Annotated in this window: 19 protein-coding genes; 10 read left to right on the top strand and 9 right to left on the bottom strand. The window is 48.6% G+C overall.

Annotated features, from left to right (window positions below; translation table 11 throughout):
* Nucleotides 1-432: 432 nt before the first annotated feature.
* Nucleotides 433-1,041, top strand: a complete 609-nt coding sequence (locus tag N7386_RS15095; RefSeq protein WP_279769471.1) for a hypothetical protein — start codon at nucleotides 433-435, stop codon at nucleotides 1,039-1,041.
* Between the two features lie 229 nt (nucleotides 1,042-1,270).
* Here N7386_RS15095 and N7386_RS15100 read toward each other — a convergent pair whose 3' ends face one another.
* Entirely contained in the window at nucleotides 1,271-4,087 is a 2,817-nt protein-coding gene (locus N7386_RS15100; RefSeq protein ID WP_279769472.1) for a prolyl oligopeptidase family serine peptidase, read from the bottom strand.
* A 254-nt stretch (nucleotides 4,088-4,341) separates the two neighbouring features.
* Between N7386_RS15100 and N7386_RS15105 the strand changes: the two genes are divergently transcribed.
* Nucleotides 4,342-5,352 carry an isocitrate dehydrogenase gene (locus N7386_RS15105; protein WP_011623471.1) on the top strand — a complete coding sequence of 337 codons (1,011 nt, stop codon included), beginning with the start codon at nucleotides 4,342-4,344 and terminating at the stop codon, nucleotides 5,350-5,352.
* A gap of 134 nt (nucleotides 5,353-5,486) precedes the next feature.
* Here the strand turns inward: N7386_RS15105 and rlmM are convergent, their stop codons facing one another.
* The 4 genes from rlmM to N7386_RS15125 form a co-directional block, all read right to left on the bottom strand.
* A complete protein-coding gene (rlmM, locus tag N7386_RS15110) occupies nucleotides 5,487-6,572 on the bottom strand; it encodes a 23S rRNA (cytidine(2498)-2'-O)-methyltransferase RlmM (RefSeq protein WP_011623472.1) in 1,086 nt (361 codons plus the stop codon).
* Between the two features lie 153 nt (nucleotides 6,573-6,725).
* Nucleotides 6,726-7,118 carry a DUF423 domain-containing protein gene (locus N7386_RS15115; protein ID WP_279769473.1) on the bottom strand — a complete coding sequence of 131 codons (393 nt, stop codon included), beginning with the start codon at nucleotides 7,116-7,118 and terminating at the stop codon, nucleotides 6,726-6,728.
* Between the two features lie 87 nt (nucleotides 7,119-7,205).
* Nucleotides 7,206-7,877, bottom strand: a complete 672-nt coding sequence (locus tag N7386_RS15120) for an alpha/beta fold hydrolase (protein ID WP_279769475.1) — start codon at nucleotides 7,875-7,877, stop codon at nucleotides 7,206-7,208.
* Entirely contained in the window at nucleotides 7,858-8,769 is a 912-nt protein-coding gene (locus N7386_RS15125; protein WP_011626781.1) for a transcriptional regulator GcvA, read from the bottom strand. Before N7386_RS15125 ends, N7386_RS15120 begins: the two co-directional genes overlap by 20 nt.
* Nucleotides 8,770-8,945: 176 nt before the next feature.
* Here N7386_RS15125 and N7386_RS15130 point away from each other — a divergent pair, with 176 nt between their 5' ends.
* Nucleotides 8,946-9,179: a hypothetical protein gene (locus N7386_RS15130; protein WP_011623476.1), complete on the top strand. Its 234-nt coding sequence runs from the start codon at nucleotides 8,946-8,948 to the stop codon at nucleotides 9,177-9,179.
* A gap of 129 nt (nucleotides 9,180-9,308) precedes the next feature.
* Here N7386_RS15130 and thiI read toward each other — a convergent pair whose 3' ends face one another.
* The 3 genes from thiI to pomA form a co-directional block, all read right to left on the bottom strand.
* Nucleotides 9,309-10,763 (bottom strand): tRNA uracil 4-sulfurtransferase ThiI, encoded by a 1,455-nt coding sequence (gene thiI, locus N7386_RS15135; RefSeq protein WP_011717761.1) that lies wholly within the window; start codon nucleotides 10,761-10,763, stop codon nucleotides 9,309-9,311.
* Between the two features lie 216 nt (nucleotides 10,764-10,979).
* A complete protein-coding gene (locus N7386_RS15140; RefSeq protein WP_011623478.1) occupies nucleotides 10,980-11,900 on the bottom strand; it encodes a flagellar motor protein MotB in 921 nt (306 codons plus the stop codon).
* 3 nt (nucleotides 11,901-11,903) lie between these two features.
* Entirely contained in the window at nucleotides 11,904-12,671 is a 768-nt protein-coding gene (pomA, locus tag N7386_RS15145) for a flagellar motor protein PomA (RefSeq protein ID WP_011717762.1), read from the bottom strand.
* Nucleotides 12,672-12,985: 314 nt separating this feature from the next.
* Here pomA and xseB point away from each other — a divergent pair, with 314 nt between their 5' ends.
* From xseB to dxs, 3 genes are read left to right on the top strand one after another with little or no spacing between them, the layout of a single operon-like run.
* Complete coding sequence (gene xseB / locus N7386_RS15150; protein WP_011623480.1) at nucleotides 12,986-13,225, top strand: exodeoxyribonuclease VII small subunit; 240 nt, start codon at nucleotides 12,986-12,988, stop codon at nucleotides 13,223-13,225.
* Nucleotides 13,226-13,227: 2 nt separating this feature from the next.
* The gene (ispA, locus tag N7386_RS15155) at nucleotides 13,228-14,109 is read left to right on the top strand and encodes a (2E,6E)-farnesyl diphosphate synthase (RefSeq protein WP_086902310.1); all 882 of its coding nucleotides are present in this window, start codon (nucleotides 13,228-13,230) and stop codon (nucleotides 14,107-14,109) included.
* A 21-nt stretch (nucleotides 14,110-14,130) separates the two neighbouring features.
* A complete protein-coding gene (dxs, locus tag N7386_RS15160) occupies nucleotides 14,131-15,999 on the top strand; it encodes a 1-deoxy-D-xylulose-5-phosphate synthase (protein ID WP_249555925.1) in 1,869 nt (622 codons plus the stop codon).
* Between the two features lie 133 nt (nucleotides 16,000-16,132).
* On the opposite strand, the gene grpE is transcribed toward dxs, so the two are convergent.
* Nucleotides 16,133-16,744 (bottom strand): nucleotide exchange factor GrpE, encoded by a 612-nt coding sequence (gene grpE, locus N7386_RS15165; RefSeq protein ID WP_086902308.1) that lies wholly within the window; start codon nucleotides 16,742-16,744, stop codon nucleotides 16,133-16,135.
* Between the two features lie 99 nt (nucleotides 16,745-16,843).
* Between grpE and nadK the strand changes: the two genes are divergently transcribed.
* The 4 genes from nadK (at nucleotide 16,844) to N7386_RS15185 (ending at nucleotide 24,027) form a co-directional block, all read left to right on the top strand.
* Nucleotides 16,844-17,722: an NAD(+) kinase gene (gene nadK, locus N7386_RS15170; protein WP_084789193.1), complete on the top strand. Its 879-nt coding sequence runs from the start codon at nucleotides 16,844-16,846 to the stop codon at nucleotides 17,720-17,722.
* 748 nt (nucleotides 17,723-18,470) lie between these two features.
* The gene (locus N7386_RS15175) at nucleotides 18,471-20,114 is read left to right on the top strand and encodes an L-lactate permease (RefSeq protein ID WP_089067341.1); all 1,644 of its coding nucleotides are present in this window, start codon (nucleotides 18,471-18,473) and stop codon (nucleotides 20,112-20,114) included.
* A gap of 62 nt (nucleotides 20,115-20,176) precedes the next feature.
* Nucleotides 20,177-22,981 (top strand): FAD-binding and (Fe-S)-binding domain-containing protein, encoded by a 2,805-nt coding sequence (locus N7386_RS15180; RefSeq protein WP_089067340.1) that lies wholly within the window; start codon nucleotides 20,177-20,179, stop codon nucleotides 22,979-22,981.
* Between the two features lie 302 nt (nucleotides 22,982-23,283).
* Nucleotides 23,284-24,027, top strand: a complete 744-nt coding sequence (locus N7386_RS15185) for a (Fe-S)-binding protein (protein ID WP_011623487.1) — start codon at nucleotides 23,284-23,286, stop codon at nucleotides 24,025-24,027.
* Nucleotides 24,028-24,029 lie beyond the last annotated feature (2 nt).

The raw sequence follows: 24,029 nt of genomic DNA on the forward strand, positions 1-24,029 counted from the left end.
TTCTTTATATACAAATAGTTAATTCTGTACTTTTACTGCTCTAACAAAATAAACGTGCACTAATCACATGTTAGGCCCCATGGAACACATCGACGTTGAAGGGATACATAAGAACGCCGCTTACCCTGTACAACGGCTGCCGGTGCTTGATACCGCCGCGATGAGATCTGCAAACTTGAGTTCTGCCTCGATGGCGAGCTAGGCTTTGCAGCACATGAATTCTCCCTGCACCGAGCTTGGCAGTGCTGAGGTCCTCTCTCTTTTGGAGAGCAACCCATCTATTGAGTTCAACGACTCTAGCATTAGTGCTCGGGACGTCGAGAGACTCTTGTCTGCCCATTCTCCAGCTGGGGCCTAATAACTCATTTAAGCCGAAGCCGTTTAGTGGCTCGGCGTTATTCAAGCGTAATTTATACAACGGAAGTAATTAATATGATTAACCTATTGATAAATAAATCTGATCTAGCCGAAATGAACGAAACCTCTTTTGGTGGAAAACCAGTTAAGAATAAAGGTGAAGATTTTCACTGGCCGACTTGTGCTTGCTGTAACCTTCCAATGCAATTTTTGGCGAAAATCTCGGTTGAAGAAGAATTACATCAAATTTTCATGTGCCAAAACGATCCTGGAATGTGCGACGATTCGGATGCTGATGGCGGCGGCAACGCTGTAATCGTAATAAAACCATTTGACCTTGAATTTGTCCAAGTCCCATCTGAAGGCAAAACGCTTCGAGATACAGCGCACTCAGCTCAGGTAGTATCGGTCGATGGAGATGACTACGAAGCAGCAAGAAGAGAATGGGCGGAAAAAAATGGCGTTAGCCCTCGAGAGGTATTAGGTCAAATTTCCGGTGAACCCGCATGGATTCAAGGTGATGAAACACCTAATTGCACTGCATGTAATGAACCAATGGAATTTGTCGTTCAACTAGAACAAGGACCAAACTGGGAAACAGAAATAAATTTTGGCGGCGGTGGGGTGGCGTATTCGTTCGTCTGTCGCTGTAACGGTTCTGCAAGTTTTTTATGGCAGTGCTAATACCAACAAATAACAAGTCAAAACACGTCGGGCTTGGTAAAGCTGTGATCTTTTTGGCTCCAACAAGTCACAAACTTAAACCAACGAGTGTTTAAGGCGTTACTCAACAGATATCTTAATCCGAAAGCAACTTATTCGAGTAAAAACTCGCTCGCTTTGGTCCTTTATTCCCATAAAAAAACGCCACCTTACGGTGGCGTTTGCTTATGAATAAACCTAAAACAGACGGTTACTCATCATCGGCTTTATATTCGACATAGGCTTCGCCTTGGCTTAACCAAGTTGGCGCAGGTTTACCTTTAAGATAATGGTCGAAATATTCCATCATCCGAATGCTGTAATCGAGCTTATTGGGGTATTTCTTCAGATGATGGGGTTCATCTTCATATTGTAAAAACACCACATCTTTACCCGCACGGCGCATCGCCAAGTACATTTCAACACCTTGCTCCCAAGGCACCGCATCGTCTTTATCGCCAAACATGATCATCAACGGCGTTTGAATGCGATCGGCATAGAAGACCGGCGAGTTCTCGATATACTTTTGCGGTGCAGCGAAGAGGCTTTCACCTATGCGGCTTTGGCCCGTTTCGTATTGGAATTGGCGCGCAAGCCCTGTGCCATGGCGAATTCCACTGTAGGCGCTGGTCATGTTGGCGACAGGGGCACCAGCCACCGCGGCTTTAAACATCTTGGTTTGAGTGATGGCAAACGCGGTTTGATAACCGCTCCAAGAGTGTCCTTGTAAACCAATGGCGTTAGCATCGGCAACGCCCATGTCGATAAGCTTTTGCACGCCCGAGGTCAGGGCTTGAACCGAACTGGCACCGGGATAACCGATATCGAAACGAATATCCGGCAAGAATACCGCATAACCATTATTCACATACCAAGCGAAGTTTGGTCTGTGGTTGACCTTCATTTGCGGGAAGGCATGCAGTCTGTCGGTCATAAAGCGATAGTAGTAAACCAGCACAGGATAACGCTCGCCCGCTTGATAGTTCGTCGGCTTAATCAACACGCCATCGAGCGGCTTGCCATCGCCATTGGTCCAATGCACTAATTCGGCTTGGCTCCAATTAAAGGCTTGGCGCTGCTTATCTAAGTCGGTTTGCTTCACGGCATTGTGTGGAGCCTGATAGCTTGCAGTATACAAGTCAGGGAACAGATCGAAGCGCTCCTTAGAGAACACTAAGGTATCGGCATCTTTACTGCGCCCAAGCACAGTTAATTTATACTCGCCTTCCATCAAGGTCTTAACGCCCGCTTCGCCTAAGGTCGCTTGATAAAAACCATCGGCCTTAGTCTTGTCGCTGTAACCATGCAGCAGCACAGTGGCATTGTAGGCCAGTGTGGTTGGCTCATCGGGATTATCGACTAAACCTTCAACACGATATTGGATTTTTTGGGCGCGGCCCTGCCCTGCGGTTAAAGCAAATCCGCTTTTCGATGCGGTATTAAACTGCCACACATCGTATTTGTCGTAGACGAGAAAACCTGCATCGTCCTTCAGCCAAGGGCCAAAACCATAACCCGGCGCATTGGAGGGATAATCATGGTCTTCATCGGCAAAACTCACCTTTAAAGACTTGGTCAGATTAGTACGGCGCCCTTCGGCAATATCGTATAAATACACATTACCTTGCTGATAATAGGCCACATATTTACCGTCGCCCGATAAGCTCGGCTCAGCATCGCTGGGTTGTTGGGTTAACAGCGGTAACTTGCGACCCGTGTTGATATCCACCAAGTAATAATCTTGATAAAAACCCGCCCAAGTGATCATCTTGCGATAGGGTAAGTCAGAGCTTGCCAGCATATAACGCTTATGCTGCGACAGAGTCACATCCGGCACCGTTTTATCGCCAAGCTGCACCACATTGTTTGAACCTAAATGCAGCACGGCTAAGTAAGTGCGCTTTTGCTCTTTATCATATTGCTTGATTTCATGGGGTTTAATCCGTGGATCGTCCCCATGCCAAACCTTAAGTCCACGTAGGCCTGTGACAATCTCTTTGTCGTAAAGATCTTTTTCTTCGACAATTTTCTTCAGGCTGAGCTGCTGGCTCACTTCAGGCACGCGGCCAAAGAAGAGTCGTTCACTGTCTAGGGAGAAGTTTAAACTTGCGTAACGGTTTAACGTCCACTCTTTGGTGTTTGACACAGGGCGAATTTTGCCCGAAGCGATATCGACAAGGCTTAACTGATAACTGCGGCCATAGGGTAATTCACTCGCATCCCCTTGAGTAAAGGCCAGCCAGCGACCATTTTTCGACAGTGAAACCGCACCGATTTGCTGAGTTTGAGATTCAAATGCCGTTGATTTTTTGTAGTCTTTCAAATCAATCAGTTGCAGTTGATGTTGTTTCGCCTCGATATCATTGACCGCAACGGCCAAGCGGCGACTGTCTTTATCAAACTGATAGGCGGTCACATGCTCCAGATCCACCCGCTGCGATGGCGAAGATAAATTCACTAAACTCAAACGACGTCCTTGGTCGAATTTATCGACCTTCACCTTCTCGGCTTTGGGCTTATCATCAGTGCCTTCGGTTTTCTCTTTGGTGTCTTTCTTGGCCTCTTCGTCGGCTTCAAACCAAATGGCTAAATGCGCGCCATCGTCGCTAAAGACAAATTCTTTTACCCGTTCAAATTTGGTTTGCGTACCCGTTTCAGTGTCGAGCAGTACCATATCGGCCTTAAGCTTTTTCTTCGCTTTAGCATCGCTGGTTTCAACGGTGAGTAAACTGGGTTTAACCGCCATGGCTACATAACGGCCTGTGTGACTCACGATAGGATCCGAGCCACCTTCAATCTGAAACGCTTTACCTGTTTGTAGATTCTTTATCAAACCATGGCTATCGCCACGATCCGGTGCCACCTCCACCGCGAGCACTTGACCATTGTCAGCGATAACGGGTTTTTCGAGGGACTCAAAATGCATAATGTCGGTCAGGGTAAGCGGTTTAGTGCTGGTTTCTGCATGGGCATTGGGCAGTATTCCGAGGGATAACAGCACTAGCGATGTGATAGGTAATAACTTCAATGTCTTCCTCTTTTATGTAGTTGTTAGACTAAAGTAGACTTTTTTAACCATTGGTCCTCCATCATCGTTATAACCCAGTATTTTTACAAGTTATACCCGATAAAAAATCGTGATATTGCTCACTATTTCCTGTGAAGTTTGACCAAAGACGGTTAAAATAATGGGGAGAAAAAACACCAAATTCATAGTCATGTTACCCGGCTAATCCCGGGTCGGACAATTGCAGTAACGACGAACCGTGGAAGGACTTCTCCATGTCAAAAAGAACGATAACCGTAATTCCAGGTGATGGAATTGGCCCAAGTATTATTGATTCAGCCTTAAAAATTCTTGATAAAGCAGGTTGTGATTTTGAATATGAATTTGCCGATGCCGGCTTAACTGCTCTCGAGAAGCAGGGCGAACTACTTCCGCAGCGTACTTTAGAACTGATCGAAAAAAACCGCATCACCCTGAAAGGCCCGCTGACGACACCAGTAGGCGAAGGCTTCACCTCTATCAACGTGACATTACGTAAGAAATTCGGCCTGTACGCTAACGTGCGTCCAGTGTTGTCTTTCAAAGGCACTCAAGCCCGTTATGAAAACATTGATATCATCACAGTGCGTGAAAACACCGAAGGCATGTACTCAGGCCACGGTCAAAAAGTGTCTGAAGACGGCACCACCGCAGAAGCGACCAGTATCGTCACTCGTCAAGGCGCTGAGCAAATCGCGACATTCGCCTACGAACTGGCCCGCAAAGAAAACCGTAAGAAAGTCACTATCGTGCATAAAGCAAACATCATGAAGTCAACTTCAGGTCTGTTCCTGAAAGTGGCCCGTGAAGTGAGCCAACGCTACCCAGACATCAAAACCGAAGAAATGATCGTCGATGCGACTTGCATGAAGTTAGTGATGAACCCAGAAAACTTCGACGTTATCGTGACCACCAACCTGTTTGGTGACATTCTGTCGGATCTGTGTGCAGGTTTAGTCGGTGGTTTAGGTATGGCACCCGGCGCCAACATTGGCCGTGATGCAGCGATTTTCGAAGCGGTTCACGGCAGTGCGCCAGATATCGCAGGTAAAAACCTCGCGAACCCAACATCAGTGATCTTAGCCTCTATCCAAATGCTGGAATACTTAGGCATGGCTGATAAAGCCGACATGATCCGTAAAGCCGTATCGGCAGTGATTGAAGAAGGCGACCGTACGACTCGCGATTTAGGCGGCACCCACGGCACGACTGACTTCACTCAAGCGGTGCTTGACCGTTTGTCATAATCGCCTTGCGCGAAACAAAAAACGCACCTTGGGGTGCGTTTTTTTATGTCCGCCATTTAGCGGAATTGCCAAATAAAAAGCCCCAGACATCACTTGGGGCTTCATTCACTAAAAGAACGGTGAAAAACCGCTGATTAGTTCCAAGCCTGGCTCGGTCTAATCCACAGGTGAACCGTCACTTCATCACGGTCATGGTATAAGTGCTTACACTGCAACTGGAATTCGTTGATGCCGTTTTCCTTGAGGATTTCCTGCATGGTATTCAAAATCGCCATCACTTCTTTATAACGGCTCTTCATCGGCAGCTTGAGGTTGAAAATCGCTTCTTTAAACCAGCCATTGATGGCCCAAGCTTCAATCAACTCAGCCACGCGCGCGGGTTTTTCAACCATGTCACACACTAACCAATAGATATTTTTACGCTGTGGTTCGAAGCGGAAACCATCCTCACGGAAATGTTTCACTTGTCCGGTTTCCATCAGCTTTTCGTTCATCGGACCATTATCGACCGCGGAGACCATCATGCCACGACGCACTAACTGATAGGTCCAACCGCCAGGGCAAGCACCCAAGTCCACTGCATTCATGCCGCTACGAACCCGTTCTTCCTGCTCTTCTTTAGGCACAAACTGCGCGAACGCTTCATCGAGTTTCAAGCTTGAGCGACTTGGCGCATCGGCAGCCATTTTCAGGCGCGGGATCCCCATAAAATAGGGTGAACTGTTGTTGCTGAAAGAATAACCGGCGTAGGCGCGACCTGGGCCGATAAAACACACATGAATAATCGGACGCTTAGGATTTTCTTGCGCCAGTAAACTGCCGGATTTTTTCAAATGCTGGCGCAAAGGCACGGTAAACTTACGGCAAAATGCCGACAGCTCTTTCGCTTCGTTGGTGTCAGGGGTTTCAACCCTCAGCTCACCCGCTTTACTCACATCACTGAGCGCCGCCACAATCGGGCTGACGCGATCAGACTCGGGTAAATCCGCCAACAGCTCGCTTGCGGCAAACATCTGACGGGCAAAAATCAGTGAATCCAACGGCAGTTGCTTCACTAAGGTATCGCCGCCGTCTTCTTCAAAACATTGATATACCACGTAGGCATCGTTGTTGTTGGCCTTAACAAAGCCACCCACATTGAGCTCGGCGGCTCGCTGTTGGATTTCTGCTGCGCATTCTTTCTCATAGCCTGCACGGCAAAATAAAAATAGGTTTTTCATGGAGATCCTTAAGAAATCCAAGCCATAAACATGGCCGACTATCGATTTGGGCGCCAGTATAGCAATTTCAATACACAAAAGCCCGATTTGCTATCGGGCTTTTGTGTGATTGGCTGGATGAACCCATGGCGCAGTGGCTACGCCATACGAGCATTATGACTCGTTACCATCCACCACTTTATGGCGCCATACGGCCGCGGCCAGCAATAACCAACCTAAGAGGAAACAGCCACCGCCCATCGGCGTGATAGGGCCAAACCATTTGCTACCGACCAGCGCCAAACCGTAAAGCGAGCCAGAAAACAGCACTATGCCCGCCATAAACAGGTACGCCGCCCAGTCCAGCAAACGCGAGGTTAACCACTGCCCGGCAAAGGCCACGGCAATCAGCGCAAAGGTATGGTAGAAGTGATATTGCACCCCCAGATTAAACACCTCAATCAGCTCAGGCGGCGCGACAGCCTTGAGTCCATGGGCGCCAAAGGCGCCTAGCGCGACCGCCAAAAATCCGCTTACCGCGGCGAGTAACAACAATCCTTTACGCATTTTTACCTCCAAAAACCAATAGGCTTTACGACAGACGACGCTCTAGCAGTCATGCCTGAGCGCTTTAGGCCACATTAAGAATAAGCACTAACCAATAAATTTTGCTGATAAATCAACAGCCAATGCAAGGTTAGCCGCTTCGGTCGTGCCTGACGACTTTCTTGGGACAAAACTATGATCCCCATCGGCTAAGTATTCAATTTGGATATCGCGCTTAAGCGGCCAGCTAGGGATTTGCATCTTACCGCCAAACTTATCCCGCTCCCCTTGCAGCACTAACACCGGCACTTGGCAGTCGTTTAGGGGTTCTAACCTAGGTTCGCCGCCCTTAAGTGGAATAAAGGGATAACCTAAACAAATGACGCAGTCGATGCGGCTCGCTTGCGCACTATCGCAAGCCAGTAACGCCGCCATGCGTCCGCCCATGGATTTGCCCATCAAGACCACACGCTTAACCTTAGGCTGAGCGTGCGCCACATCGAGCATCTCGCTAAAACAGGCAAGCAGCTTTGGCGCTCTGTCAGGGGGGCGCTTTTTACCATCCACGGCATTGGCCTGCATATAGGGAAAGTTAAAGCGCATCACTTGAAAGCCCTTGGCGACAAGATCTGCGGCCATTTGGCACATAAAGTCCGAATCTCGATTCGCTCCCGCGCCGTGGGCAAATAAAATCAAAGTTTCTGATGGTTCGCCTGCTAACACATAGGCGTTTGAAACAACATCCTCGTTGACCAAAGGATTATCCGGGCAACAACTCACTGCGTGACTCCTCGGCAAACATATCTAACATCCACTCACGAAACGCGACCACCTTCCCCAACTCGGCATGATTCTGTTGGCAGACGAGGTAATAAGCATCTTTACTCACTAGCACTTCTTGGAATGGGCACACCAGTCGCCCCGCCTTAATATCGGGGCGAGCGAGTACGCTATAACCTAAGGCCACACCTTGGCCGTGGGCCGCCGCCTGTAAGACGAGGGATGAATGACTGAAAATCGGCCCTTGGTTGACGTTGATATCACTTATCCCACATTGTCTAAACCAAGCCTGCCAATCGTGGCGGCTCATATCGTGCAGCAGGGTGTGGTATTTTAAATCTTCCGGCTTTGATAGTGGCTTAGGGCCATTTAACAGCATGGGCGAACATACAGGGATCAGCACTTCATTGCGGAGTTTATCGGCCCGCAGTCCCGGCCAATTGCCTAAACCATAATAAATGGCGACGTCGACATCGTCGGTTAAGGAGCTGGCCTCTGTGTCTACCGCTTTAATTCGTACGTCAATGTCGGGATTTTTTTCACTAAACTTCGACAGGCGCGGCACCAGCCACTGAATCGCAAAGCTTGGCGACATACTCACGGTTAACGAACCAATGGCGCTCCGTGCCAGCAGCCTGTCGGTCGCATCCGCCAGTTGAGTGAAGATATCTTTAATATCGAGAAAATAGCTCTGACCTTCTTCGGTCAGCAGCAATGAACGATTCTTTCGGCGAAATAATTTTAATCCGAGAAAATCTTCCAGCGCCTTAATTTGGTGACTCACCGCAGCCTGAGTCACAAACAATTCTTCAGCCGCTCGAGTAAAGCTCAAATGCCGTGCGGCGGCCTCAAATGCTTTAACCGCATTCAGTGGTGGTAAGCGTCTTGACATAGTGATCTCTATCTCAATTTTTAATTAGTTTTTCTAATCCGTATTGTTACATTTAATCGTTTGTAAAGGCCAGCGTTTTTGATTAAATTTTGCGCCAACGAAACACATGAGTTGGACAATCTCGAACGGGTGATGGGAATGTCTGACAGCAATACTTTGTCAGCCCGGAGGCGACTATGTTCAATTTAAAATCTGCTTTTGCATTAGTGCTAGTCAGCGCACTCAGTGCCAATGTCAGCGCAAATGTTATCGATGCAGAAATTATCATCGACACCAGTGACTTACAGGCAAGCATCAATGCCGAACTGACTGCGACGATGGAAAAAATGCATCAAGAAGCGCTGCAGGATCCTACCTTATTGCTTGCCGATGAAGTGCTACCGGCCCAGCAAGTGGTGAAGACCGAATAAATTGCACTGCTGAACAGTAAAACAAAAGCCGCATTCCAATGCGGCTTTTTTGTATTCGTTTACCTGCTTATTGGCGCATTAAGGCCAAAATTGATGTTTGGCCTTCGCACGTGCATTACTGGCTATCGCTTAAGGGCGGTAAACCTTAACATTGTGATAACCTTGCTCAATCAGGTATAGCGCCTGTAATTTACTCATCACACCACGCTCACAGTACAACAGGTAAGTCTTCTGCTTATCGAGATCGGCAAACTGAGTCGCTAATTTGAAGAAAGGAATGCGCTTGATTTCCACGCCTTCAATCTCCAGCGGCTTGTTCTCTTCTTCCTCTGGGGCGCGAATATCAATCACCACTTCATTGGTGTCGATAGCAACAACGGTTTCAGTTTCAGTGATACGCGTATTCATTTGTTCTGCTATCTCCCTGATATCAATGGCCACGGCCTGCTCAACGATACGGTCAATCAAGTCCTCAGAGAATTTAGTCTCCTCGGCCTCAACCTTAGCCAGTACCGCCTTCACGGTTGGCTTTTGCGAAATCACGCCGCAATATTCGGGCATAGATTTAGCAAAATCTTCGGTGCCGATACGGCGACATTCGTTGATGATGTCCTGCTTGTCCATGGCGATCAGCGGGCGCAGGATCAGCATATCGGTGCAGCGGTCAATCACGTTTAAGTTGGTTAAGGTTTGGCTCGATACTTGGCCTAAACTCTCACCTGTGACAATAGCCTGAATGCCCATACGCTCGGCAATACGCGCCGCGGTGCGCATCATCATACGCTTGAGCACCACGCCCATTTGACCGTTGTCGATTTTCTCTAAAATCTCGGCCACCACAGGCTCGAACGGCACAGACACAAACTTCACCTTGTGGGATTCACCATAGGTTTTCCACAAATGGTAAGCGACTTGTTTTACGCCAATTTCATGCTGCGCGCCGCCGAGGTTGAAGAAACAGTAATGGGTACGAGCGCCCTTCTTAATAAATTGGTAGCTCGACACGCCTGAGTCAAAACCGCCCGAAATCAACGACAATACATCTTCCTGTGTCGCCATTGGGAAGCCGCCTAAGCCTTCGATACGCTTAGTCACCATATACAGTTTATCGCCCTCGATTTCGAGGTTAACTGTCACTTCAGGGTTCTTTAAACGCACGCCAATCGCATCGGTAAACTGGTTTAAACCACCACCGACATAACGCTCAACTTCGATAGAGTTAAAATCGTGGGAGCCAGTACGTTTGACGCGCACACAGAAGGTTTTACCGGCAATTTGGTCGCGATATACGGGTAAGACTTGTTGGTAGATATCGTCAACAGAGGTAAAGCTGTATTCATCCACTTGCACCACATGGGCGATCCCAGGAATACAGGCTAAACGCTCACCAAAGGCCTGAGCTAATTCAGGTTTATCATTTGGCACCTTTACCCAAATACGGTCCCATTGACGTTGCACTTTGGCATCTTCATCAACTTTTTTGAGCACGTTACGGATGTTGGTTTCAAGCATTTTGGTGAAGCGCATGCGCACGGGCTTGCTCTTCATCATGATTTCTGGGTACAGCTTTACAATAAACTTCATGGGATTTCCGCGGGCAATTTTGTAAACAGCAAAATTGGTTAAAAGAATAATCGCCGGATTATAACAAACTCACGGCGATTGGCGCACCTGTTTCCACACTCGGACTGCTCGTGGCGTGCGCTTATGCACAGTTGAACTTATAGTCAAAAAATCACAAATAAAAAAGCCGTGAGCAAGTCACGGCGTTTTTATCGAATCACAGGTTTGGATTAAAAGCTATTTACCCACTTGAATTTCTTCGGATTCTTTGGCTTTACCCTGTTCAATTGCAATCTCAACTCGACGATTTCGTGCGCGATTTTCAGGTGAGTCATTGGGCACGATTGGATTATTCGACGCCATACCGACCACTTTCATCCGCTTAGGATCGAAGCCCTTCACTTGCAGCAGCACATCGGCCACCGCCACAGCGCGTTTACTGGAGAGATCCCAGTTCGAGCTATAGAGCTCATCACTTATCTGCATATCATCGGTGTAACCCGATACCGTGATGATCCCCGGCACATCTTTTAGCAATTCGCCGACCGAGCGCACCACGGGTTTAAATCGCGGCTGCAGGAAGCCAGATCCTGAGGCAAATGAGCCCTTCTCACGGATACGGATAATGATTTGCTGCCCAAGTGACTCAATTTCGATCGCCCCATCGGTGATCTCATTATTGAGTTCCTGTGCCATTTTCTTCACTTGCTGATTGATTTTATCCTGCGCCGCCGCGGCTTCGGCCTTCACCGCATCCGCCGTTTCTTGGGCCGTCGCCGAGGCTTCACCGCCCCGCTGTGAACCATTTTGCTGCTGCACACCACCCGCGCTATCGTCTTCACCCGCTTGATAATCCAATACAGGCTCGGTCATTTCGTTGGTTTGTTGGTTAATGATTTCAATCGGCGTGGGATCGGGGCGACCAGGGCGAAACTCCAATGCAATCACAGACGTCCCCTTAGGAATGTCTTTGACTTCGACCTTGTTTTGCACCCCGAAGGCATACTTCATCGAGCCTGCGATCTGCTTAAACTTCATCACGTCCATTTCGGAGAACGACAGCAGCAGCACGAAGAAACACATCAAGAGGGACATCAAATCGGCAAATGTTGCCAACCAGAGCGGCGCTCCGGGCGGTGGACAGTTGCACTTAGCCATGGGCTACTCTCCGTCCGTTGTATCGATTTTCCGCTGTTTTTCAGCAAGATAATTCTTCAAGAAACCTTCAATCACCCGTGGGTTTTGGCCATCTTGAATGGCTAATACCGCATCCATAATCAGGTTGCGGTTAAGCATTTCTTCACCCATGCGTAGGGTGAGTTTATCGGCAATGGGAATACACACCATGTTGGCGACCACGGCGCCGTACAGCGTCGTTAACAAGGCCACCGCCATCGAAGGACCAATCGATTTAGGATCCGACATATTGGATAACATGGCCACCAAGCCCACTAAGGTACCAATCATCCCCATCGCAGGGCCAACGTCACCAAAAGCCCTAAAAATCGCAATGCCGTTGCGATGGCGCTCTTCTGTAAGGGCAATGTCTTTTTCAAGTGCGGCGCGCACCACTTCACCATCGTGACCATCGACCAACATATCGACGGCTTTTTGCATAAAACTGTTGGAAATTTGCGCTTCTTCGAGGGCTAGGAATCCGCCTTTACGGGCGGCGTCCGCCATAGTCACGGATTGCTCGATAAGATCTTCTGGCTTATCAATCTTAAACATAAAAGCTTTGACGGCGATTTTTACCGCCCCCAAAAACTGTTTGAGATTGAATTTCATCATTACGACGAAGAATGAACCACCGAACACGATAAACACTGAGGGGACGTCGATAAAGATTGCCAGGCCGCCGCTGGTCATCATAGCCCAAAGGATAAAACCAAAGCCCCCGACTAGTCCTATAACTGTAGCTAAATCCACAACGGCTCCTCAATATTCGGTATAAACGACATGATACTGACTCTATTCGCAAAATAATACAAAATGTCATCCGCATAGGGATTACACTTTGGTTTTAACCTGAGCCTTACTCTATGATGTCAAAGGATGATTATAAGCATAATGCTATTATTGTCATTTATCGGACAAGCACTAAGCAAGTTTAGCGACAATTTCTATTTTCTGAAAAAAATTCAGCAACAAAGCGTGCTATTGAGCAAATATCCGTCGACTGAATTTGACCCTTGAGTCGCCCTGATATACCTTGTGTCCGCTCTTTCAAAGGAATTATTAACGTGGCGAAGAAACCCGAAAATCTCAGTTTTGAAGAATCCCTTGGTGAACTCGAGCGCATCGTTGCCGAATTAGAACAGGGCGATGTCTCTCTGGATGATGCGTTAAAACAATTTGAACGTGGCATCAATCTGGTGCGTAACAGCCAAGCAAAACTCGAGCAAGCTCAGCAAAAAGTGGCCATTTTACTCAAGCAGGATGAAAATGCGCCCCTCTCTCCCTATGCCGTTGAGGGCGAATAAGCGTGTTAGTCAATGCAATAAAAGAATATCAACTACGGGTTGATGACCAATTAAAACAACGTTTCAGCACACTCGAAGACACAGCGCCGCAATTAAAGGCCGCCATGACCCACGGCGCGCTGTTAGGTGGTAAGCGTATTCGTCCCTTCTTGGTTTACAGTGTGGGGCAAATGTTTGGCGTGTCGCTTGAAAAGCTCGACGCCTGCGCCGCCGCCATTGAGTGTATTCATGCTTATTCGTTAATCCATGACGATTTACCCGCCATGGACGATGACGACCTTCGTCGTGGTCAGCCCACAGTGCATATCGCCTTCGATGAGGCGACCGCCATCCTTGCTGGGGATGCTCTGCAAACCTTAGCCTTTGAAATTGTTACCGAAGCAGTACCAGGGATCAGCAGCGAGCAACATATCGCCATGGTGAGAGCGCTGGCGAAAGCCTCGGGTTACCGTGGTATGTGCGGCGGCCAAGCGATTGACTTAGCCTCAACCGATAAGCTCATCGACCTTAAGGCCCTAACTCAACTCCACAATATGAAAACGGGCGCCCTTATCAGCTGCGCAGTTGAGTTAGCCTTGATTGCCGCTAATGCGCCAAAAGATGAATATCAGACTATGATGGAATTTGCCCATGCGGTAGGACTTGCCTTCCAAGTGCAAGACGATATTCTGGACATCATTGCCACCACGGAAGAACTCGGCAAACCCCAAGGCTCAGACGCCGAGTCCAATAAGAGTACTTTTCCGCAACTACTTGGACTGCAAGGCGCCAAAGATACCGCCGCGCAACTGATCCAAGAGGCACTATCAGCGCTGGCTAAATTGCCATACAATAGCCAGTTAATCGCAGACTTCGCCCGCTATATCATTGAGCGAAGAATATAATAAGAGACGAAGTATCTCGCTATGAGTTTGGACATTTCACAGTTTCCCGTGTTGGCTCAGGCCAACACTCCTAATGAACTCCGCCAGCTTCCTCAGGCCCTGTTACCTCAATTGGCCGATGAGTTGCGGGAGTTTCTTCTTAAGTCCGTTGGCATGTCCAGCGGACATTTTGCCTCTGGACTCGGCACAGTCGAACTGACTGTTGCCCTGCATTATGTCTATAACACCCCGTTTGATCGTTTGATTTGGGACGTTGGCCACCAAGCCTACCCCCATAAAATCCTCACTGGTCGCCGCGACAGAATGCACACCATTAGGCAAAAGAACGGTTTACACCCTTTCCCTTGGCGGGAAGAAAGTGAATACGACACCTTTAGCGTCGGACACTCTGGCACATCCATCAGTGCCGCATTAGCCATGGCCGTTGCCGCCGAAAAAGAACAGGCAGGCCGTAAAGTGGTCGCCGTGATTGGCGATGGTGCCATGACGGGCGGTATGGTGTTCGAGGCCATGAATCACGCGGGTGATTTGCACAACGATATGCTGATGGTGCTGAACGATAACGAAATGTCGATTTCAGAAAACGTCGGCGCACTCAACAATCACTTAGCGCAACTGATGTCGGGCCGCCTCTACACCACGATTCGTGAAAGCAGCAAGAAAGTCCTCAAGGGCATGCCGGTCATCAAAGAGATGGCCAAGCGCACCGAAGAGCACCTTAAGGGTATGGTCGTACCTGGCACTCTGTTTGAAGAGTTAGGCTTTAACTATATCGGCCCCATCGATGGCCACGATGTCGATGCCCTAGTGGAAACCCTGCGCAATATGCGCTCTCTAAAGGGGCCACAAGTACTGCACATCATGACTAAAAAAGGTCGTGGTTATGAACCGGCCGAGAAAGATCCTATCGGTTGGCACGCGGTACCTAAATTTGACCCGTCACAGTTTAAGAAACCAGCCACTAAGCCGGGACTGCCAACCTTCTCCCAAGTGTTTGGCAAATGGTTATGTGATATTGCCGAGCAGGACGAAAAAGTCTTAGGCATTACCCCTGCCATGCGTGAAGGTTCGGGCATGGTGGAGTTTTCGCAGCGCTTTCCGAAACAATATTTCGATGCCGCCATTGCCGAGCAACATGCGGTGACTTTAGGTGCCGGATTTGCCTGTGAAGGCTTTAAGCCTGTGGTCGCCATTTACTCGACCTTCCTGCAACGGGGTTATGATCAACTGATCCACGATGTGGCGCTACAGCGCTTACCAGTATTGTTCGCTATTGACCGTGGCGGTATTGTCGGTGCCGACGGCCCAACCCACCAAGGCGCATTCGATTTAAGCTTTATGCGCTGCATCCCGAATATGGTGATCATGGCGCCATCGGATGAAAATGAATGTCGCCAAATGCTCTATACCGGTTATTGCTATGATGCTGGCCCGAGTGCGGTGCGTTATCCAAGGGGCAGCGCCACTGGCGCGACTCAGGTAGAAGCCATGACGGCATTGCCGATAGGTAAAGGCGTGATTAAGCGTTTAGGCAAACGTATCGCCATGCTGAACTTTGGTACCACCTTAGCCGCCGCCTTAACCGCCGCAGAAAGCTTAGACGCCACCGTCGTCGATATGCGCTTTGTCAAGCCATTAGATGTGGATTTGGTTAAAGAGATGGCGCAAACCCACGATGTGCTCGTGACAGTGGAAGAGAACGCCATTATGGGCGGCGCAGGCTCTGGCATTTTAGAGCTACTGCAAAAGCTTAAAATGCCCAAACCTGTGCTGCAAATCGGCCTACCCGATGAGTTTATTAAACATGGCTCTCCAGAAGAAGTGACCCATGATTTACAACTCGATGCCGAAGGTATGTTAGCGCAAATTAATGCTTTTCTTGCCGATTGAGTGTTGATGGGAGCTTAGCTCCCACAATACTGCAAACGTGATAAACCACGATTAACGGCAAATAGAAAAACAACAGACAAATAAAAAGGACTGCATCGGCAGTCCTTTTTATTAGTTAGCGCTAAGCGTTAGCTTAGGCTTCAATGTTGATTTCTTGGCTAGGGCCGCCCTGTGACACCATCACCATGGCTGGACGCAGTAAACGGCTGTTTAGCTCATAACCCTTTTGCATCACTAACATCACAGTATTGGCTGGATACTCAGCACTTGGCTGCATACCAATGGCTTGATGTTGGTCTGGGTTGAAGGCTTGACCCTGTGGATCGATAGGTTTTACCCCAAACTTAGCCACGGCGGTTAAGAAGCTCTTTTGCGTGAGCTCAACACCTTCGAACAATGCTTTGGTGGTTTCATCCTGTGGATTAGTACCTTGCAGTGCACGTTCCATATTGTCTAACACTGGCAGTAATTCGTTGGCGAATTTTTCCAATGCAAATTTGTTAGCCTTTTCCACATCCATCGCCGCACGACGACGAATATTGTCTACTTCGGCAGCAGCACGGATAACTGAATCTTTTTGCTCTTCAACTTTCGCCAAAGCGTCAGCGAGTAACTGTTCCAGCTCTTCAATACGGAAATTGGCTTGGGTAAGCTCGTCAATCAGACTCGCTTCTTCGGTAGAAACTTCAGACTCTACACCCTCTTGGATCAGATCCTGTTCTGCTTTAATCGACTCGTTGCTCATTTTCACTCCAGCTAAAAATGCTTTGTTTCTAAATACTCTGGGCATATTATGGGGATCAATTTTGACGTTTCAAGGCCTAAGGCCAGATCTAGCATAAATATGACCACAAAGTTCCACACCATTGGCCTGATTGGCAAGCCACACCACCCAGGGACAAATCAAACCCTCAAACGTCTGCACCACTGGCTGACGGTGCAAGGGTATGAAGTTCTTGTGGAAGAGCGCGTTGCCAGCGAGTTAGGGACAAATATCGTCGCGGTCGATTTGTTAGAGATTGGCGCACGCTGCGATTTAGCCATAGTCGTGGGTGGTGATGGCAATATGCTCGGTGCCGCCAGAGTACTGGCGCGCTTCGATGTCGGTGTGATTGGAGTAAACCGTGGTAATCTCGGCTTTTTAACGGATTTACCGCCCGATGCCTTTGAAGAAGCCCTCGCCAAAGTGCTCGATGGGGAATTTGATACCGAGCACCGCTTTTTACTCGAGGCCGAGGTCTATCGCCATGGCATGTTAAAAGCAAGCAATACTGCCGTTAATGAAGCGGTACTCCATCCGGGTAAAATTGCCCATATGATTGAATTTGAAGTCTATATAGACAATCAATTCATGTACAGCCAACGCGCCGACGGCATGATAGTCTCAACTCCGACGGGATCTACCGCCTATGCCCTGTCGGCAGGAGGCGCTATTCTAACCCCCAATTTACAGGCATTAATACTAGTGCCTATGTTTCCGCATACACTGTCGTGTCGCCCCATAGTGGTCGATGCCTGCAGCACCATTAAGATGGTCGTCTCCCCTGAAAATGGCGAAAATCTCGAAGTAAGTTGTGATGGCCACGTGCATTTAGCCGTCTTACCCGGCGATGAAATCATAGTGCGCCGCAGCTCTGAGCAGCTCAGACTTATCCACCCTAAAGGCCATAATTACTTCCATGTGTTACGCAGTAAGCTCGGCTGGGGCAGTAAGCTGTTTTAAGCCCACATTAGGCGAGGCATAATGGCCACAAAGGCACGCCATCATTAATCACTCAGGTTAATTCCCATACCAGTTGTTAACAGAATGGTGTGTTGCGGCTGCGTGGCTGTAAACAGCTTTATTAACCGTTATTAAATTTCAGATTAAAACAAAATTCATTAAGTGATATTCATCACGCGAAATTTAGTCATCACTAAAATTTGATCTTGCTCTCAATATTTCCTGCGGTGCAAAACTCAATAAAAATCTATTTATTCACTATCTTACTCAATTCAGTTTAGCGGAGTGATTTTTACCGCCACATAAAAATGAGACATGAGTCACATTTTAATATTGTCTTAAAAATCCATTAAGTACTCATTAATGAAATAAATGGATCAGTTAATTGCAATACTGATAGCTAATTTAGCGGATATCTCGATTTTTATAACCTTAAGGAATAGAAATCAGTGAAACATCCCATTATCGAAATATAAAAAACCACCTTCGAGTGACATGGATCACAGTTAGGAAAATCCTATGAGAGAAGCCTCCCGCAGCACTGTAAATTAGCATTTTATACAGCAGTCAAAATGATCTAGATCATATTAGTTAAGCCCCGAATAGCGTCTAGTACACACCACAGAATGTTGTGACTCTTGGCATTGGCAGTTGAAACTGCTGATTTATCCGCCGATGGTTAAACAGGAAAACACTAGCAAGATCCAAATATAAATAATAAGACAGACCACTTTATGTAGAGGCAAGCATGACAATACTTCAACTCCTCGCCAGCTTGACGCCAGTAATCAGTGTAATGATCTTTCTCGTATTACTCAGAATGCCTGCGTCCAAAGCTATGCCCATATCCATGGTAATCACAGCGCTTGCCGCCGTGTTTATTTGGCAAATGGATACCACGCTGTTAGCCGCATCGGTTCTCGAAGGACTGCTATCAGCCATCACCCCCTTAACCATCATCTTCGGCGCGGTATTCCTGCTCAACACCCTGAAATACTCAGGGGCCATGGATACCATTCGAGCGGGTTTCACTAACATCAGTGCCGATGCCCGTGTGCAAGTGATTATTATCTGTTGGTTATTCGGTGCCTTTATTGAAGGTAGTGCGGGCTTTGGAACGCCAGCCGCGATTGGTGCGCCGCTGCTGGTATTGCTGGGGGTTCCGCCCGTTGCCGCCGCCGTTGTGGCGCTGATTGCCGACTCGGCCTGCGTATCCTTCGGTGCGATTGGTTTACCCGTGCTATTTGGTATGGAGCAAGGTTTAACCCAAGGTGGTGTAAGCTTGGCGGCTGAGCAGTTTGCAGCCCATGGCGGAAGCTACGTTGGCTATGCTCGCTTTATCGTAATGCATATGATCACTATCGACTTAATCACAGGTACCTTAATCCCGCTAGTCATGGTGACCATACTGACAGGATTCTTTGGCCGTAATAAGTCATTTAAAGAAGGTTTAGCGATTTGGAAGTTTGCGATTTTCGCGGGTCTTGCCTTTACCGTTCCCGCTTGGATTATCAACTACCTTGCAGGTCCTGAATTCCCATCTGTTATCGGTTCATTGGTGGGTATGGCCTTAGTTATCCCCGTTGCTCGTAAAGGATACTTACTGCCAAAAACGCCTTGGAATGACTTTGCTGAAAATGATAGCCAAGAAGGCGCGAAAATTGAGACTACCGCTAAGTTCTCCCAAATCGCCGCTTGGACACCTTATATCATCATGGCAGCGCTATTAGTGTTATCACGTACGGTTGCGCCACTCAAAGCCTGGTTATCCAGTTTCAACATCAGCTGGACAGGCCTAATGGGCACTGAGCTAAAAGCCAGCTTTGCGACCCTGTACGCACCAGGCGCCTTCTTCGTGGCCGTGTGTATCTTAGGTTTCTTCCTGTTCAAGATGAAAAGCCCAGCGATTAAGCAATCTATCGGCGTGTCATGCAAGTCGATGTTACCGACTATCATCTCATTAGGCGCATCCGTGCCTATGGTGAAAATCTTCTTAAACTCAGGCGTTAATGGTGCAGGTCTTGCGTCTATGCCAGTCGCCTTAGCCGATATGTTAGGCCAATCTATGGGAGCGGTTTGGGCATGGATGGCACCGATTGTGGGGATCTTCGGCGCCTTCCTTTCAGGCTCGGCCACCTTCTCCAACATGATGTTCTCCAGCCTACAATACAGTGTGGCCGACAACATTGGCATGAACCATACACTGGTGTTAGCACTCCAAGGTATCGGTGCGAACGCCGGTAACATGATGTGTGTGATGAACGTCGTAGCCGCCGCGACCGTTGTAGGTATGGCGGGCAGAGAATCAGAAATTATTCGTAAAACTATGCCTGTGGCGATTGGTTATGCGCTACTTGCAGGCACCATCGCAACTCTTTGGGGTGGCTTCTAAGCCAATCTAAACCTAAGGCCGCTTGGCGGCCTTAGTCATTTTTAGCGTTGAGAGAGTAACTTATGTCTATTAATTATGACGCTGTTTATAAAGAGCTTATTCAACAACTCGGTGAGTCAGCCGTCTCAAATGACCCTGTACGCCGCTTTGCGTGGTCAACCGACGCCAGTTATTTCCGTATCGTGCCTGAAATTGTGGTCCACGCGGATAACCTCGAACAGGCCAAACAGACCTTAGCCATCGCCCGTGCCCATAAAGTGCCAGTAACCTTCCGTGCGGCGGGTACCAGTTTATCGGGACAAGCCATTGGCGAAGGGATTTTATTGATCTTGGGCCACGACGGTTTTAGAACCATTGAAATCAGTTCCGACAGCAATAAGATCACCTTAGGCGCGGCGGTGATTGGTGCCGATGCCAACGCGGCACTCAAGCCTCTCAATAAGAAAATCGGCCCCGATCCGGCGACCCTTGCCTCGGCCATGGTCGGCGGTATTGTGTCTAACAACGCCTCGGGTATGTGCTGTGGTACGGCGCAAAACAGTTACCAGACCATCGCCTCGGCTAAACTGCTGTTTGCCGATGGTACAGAACTCAACACGGGTTGCGATAAGTCTAAGGCCGCCTTCACCCAAAGCCACGGCGAGTTGCTCGACTCACTGGCCTCACTGGCTAAATTAACCCGCAGCAATGACGTGCTCGCGCAGCGTATTCGTAAAAAATACTCCATCAAAAACACTACGGGTTATAGCATCAATGCTCTAGTGGATTTTGAAGACCCGTTCGATCTAATTAACCACTTGATTGTCGGCGCCGAAGGCACCTTAGCCTTTGTCGAAGAAGTCACTTACCACACGGTCGATGAAGCCAAATTTAAAGCCTCGGCCATGGCGGTATTTTTCAATATGGTGGATGCGGCGAGTGCCATTCCACCGATTATTGGCGATAGCGTTGCCGCCGCCGAATTACTCGACTGGGCATCCATCAAGGCCGTCACTGGTAAAAAAGGCATGCCAGATTGGCTCAATGAACTGCCAGAAGGCGCGGCCATTCTATTGATTGAGTCCCGCGCTAACGATGCCCAAACCTTAGAAAGCTATACCCAAGATGTGATTGCCAAGCTCGCGCACATCAAAACCGAGCGTCCGATTAGCTTCAGTAGCGACGCCAATGTGTACAGTAAATACTGGGCAATGCGCTCTGGCCTGTTCCCGATTATTGGTGGCGAGCGACCAAAAGGCAGCTCAGTCATCATCGAAGACGTGGCCTTTAACGTCGAACATTTAGCCGCGGCCGCCGCCGATTTAACCGAGCTATTCCATAAGCACGGCTATCCCGAAGGCGTGATTTACGGCCATGCGCTGGCGGGTAACTTCCACTTTATTATCACCCCGACCTTCGCCTCCCAAGCCGACATTGAGCGCTTCCAAGGCTTTATGCAGGATGTGGCCGAGATGGTGATCCATAAATACGATGGTTCGATGAAGGCCGAGCACGGCACTGGCCGTGCGGTTGCACCTTTCGTTGAAATGGAATGGGGCGCCGATGCTTACACCCTCATGAAACGCATCAAGCATATCTTCGACCCAGAAGGCCTGCTCAACCCCGGCGTTATCTTAAACGACGACAGCACAGTGCACGTGAAAAACATCAAGCCGTGCCCTGTGGTCGATGATTTTGTCGATAAATGTATCGAGTGTGGTTTCTGCGAAAAAACCTGTCCTACTTCGGCGCTGAACTTCTCGCCACGTCAGCGGATCGCCACCCTGCGTGAAATCGAGCGCTTAGAGCAATCTGGCGATAAAGCCGCCGCCGATAAAATGCGTGCCGATGCCAAATATGATGTGATTGATACCTGCGCGGCTTGCCAGCTCTGTACTATCGCCTGCCCAGTCGATAACAGCATGGGTCAGTTAGTCCGTAAGCTGCGCACGCCCTATATCAGCACCACTGAGCAAAAAGTGTTGGATTTCCAAGCCAAACACTTTGGCGCCGTCAACCAAGTGATCAGCACAGGCTTTGACGTATTGGGAGTCATCCATAAAATCACCGGCGATGGTATCACCAATGCGCTGATGAAAACTGGCCGTTTACTCTCCAAAGAAGTGCCCTATTGGAATCCAGACTTCCCCAAAGGTGGCAAACTGCCTAAACCATCCCCAGCTAAAGCGGGCCAAGAAACCGTGGTTTACTTCCCAGCCTGCGGTGGCCGCACCTTTGGTCCCACACCTAAGGATCCCGATAATCGCACCTTGCCAGAGGTGGTTGTGACTCTGCTCGAGCGTGCTGGCTATAACGTTATTACCCCAGAGAAGACCCGCGATTTATGCTGCGGCCAAATGTGGGAATCTAAGGGCGACTTTAAAAATGCCGACGCCAAACGCCAAGAGCTTATCGATGTAGTCAGCAAGATGAGTAATGGCGGCAAAATCCCAGTATTAGTCGATGCCCTGTCTTGTACCTACCGTACCCTCACGGGTAACCCTCAGGTGCAAATCACCGACTTGGTTGAGTTTATGCACGACAAGCTGCTGGATAAACTGAGTATCAACAAAAAGGTCAATGTGGCTCTGCACTTAGGTTGTAGCGCTCGTAAGATGAAGTTAGAGCCTAAGATGCAAGCCATTGCCGATGCTTGTTCGAGCCAAGTGCTCAAACCTGCGGGCATTGACTGCTGTGGTTACGCCGGTGAAAAAGGCCTGTATAAGCCAGAAATCAACGCCAGCGCCCTGCGTAATATTAAAAAGCTCATTCCTGTCGAGATTAAGGAAGGCTATTACGCCAACCGTATGTGTGAGGTCGGCTTAACGCAGCACAGTGGCATTTCCTACCGCCACTTAGCGTATCTGCTCGAAGAGTGCAGCCGCTAAAGAGTACTCAACGGGGCTAGAAATGGCCCCGTTTTTTTATCAGAAGAAAACTATTCTCATTTATCGTTAAACACTATTGAGCGGAGAGGTGAATCACAAAACAGAAACCATATTTAATATATTAAAATCAACACATTAAAATATTCTCACTTTTGCAAAAATCAACAAGGTCATTTACTAAATTAGCGCTACTTATTTACTTAAGATAAGCCTATATTTGATCAACTACCTTAGCATTTGTGTGGACTTTGGGGTCACAGTGCAAGGCAATGTCGTTCACTAACAAGAAAGAGAAAAACACAATGAAAATCGCTCTTTTCATCCCGTGTCTCGTTAACCAAATGATGCCAGACGTGGCGATTGCCACCCTAGAATTACTGGAAAAACTCGGACACCAAGTGATTCTACCCGCAGGCCAAACATGCTGTGGCCAACCTATGACCAACTCGGGTTGCTTCGATGCAGCACGCAGTACTACCTTGAAATTACTCAATGCTTTCAAGGGTGTGGAATGTGATGCCATTGTTTGCCCTGCCGCGTCTTGTTTAGTGGCCGCCAAAGAAAACTTCCACGAGTTTGACAGCAGCCCAGAAGCCCAAGCCGTTATCGACAAACTCTATGAGCTGACCGAGTTCCTCCACGATGTCGCTCCAATCCCAGCGTTCAACAAGCCTTTTGCCCATAAGATCAGCCTGCAACTGAGCTGCCACGGTATTCGTATGTTGAGCCTTGCCACACCAAGTGAGCAAATGGGCCCACGATTCAACAAAGTAGAAGCCGTACTCGCCAATATCGCCGGAATCGACATTGTGTATCCAGACCGTCGCGATGAATGCTGTGGCTTTGGTGGTACTTTTGCCGTCGATGAAGGCGCCGTATCGGCCAAGATGGGTAAAGACAAGGCCCAAGCCCACGCGGCAACAGGCGCGCAATATGTGGTTGGCTTCGACCCTTCATGCCTATTACACCTCGATGGCATGATCCGCAGACAACAATTGCCAATTGAAATTCGCCACATAGCGCAAGTGCTTAACGCCGCGCTCTAGGA

Source organism: Shewanella sp. GD04112, assembly GCF_029835735.1.
In the GTDB taxonomy this organism is placed as follows: domain Bacteria; phylum Pseudomonadota; class Gammaproteobacteria; order Enterobacterales; family Shewanellaceae; genus Shewanella.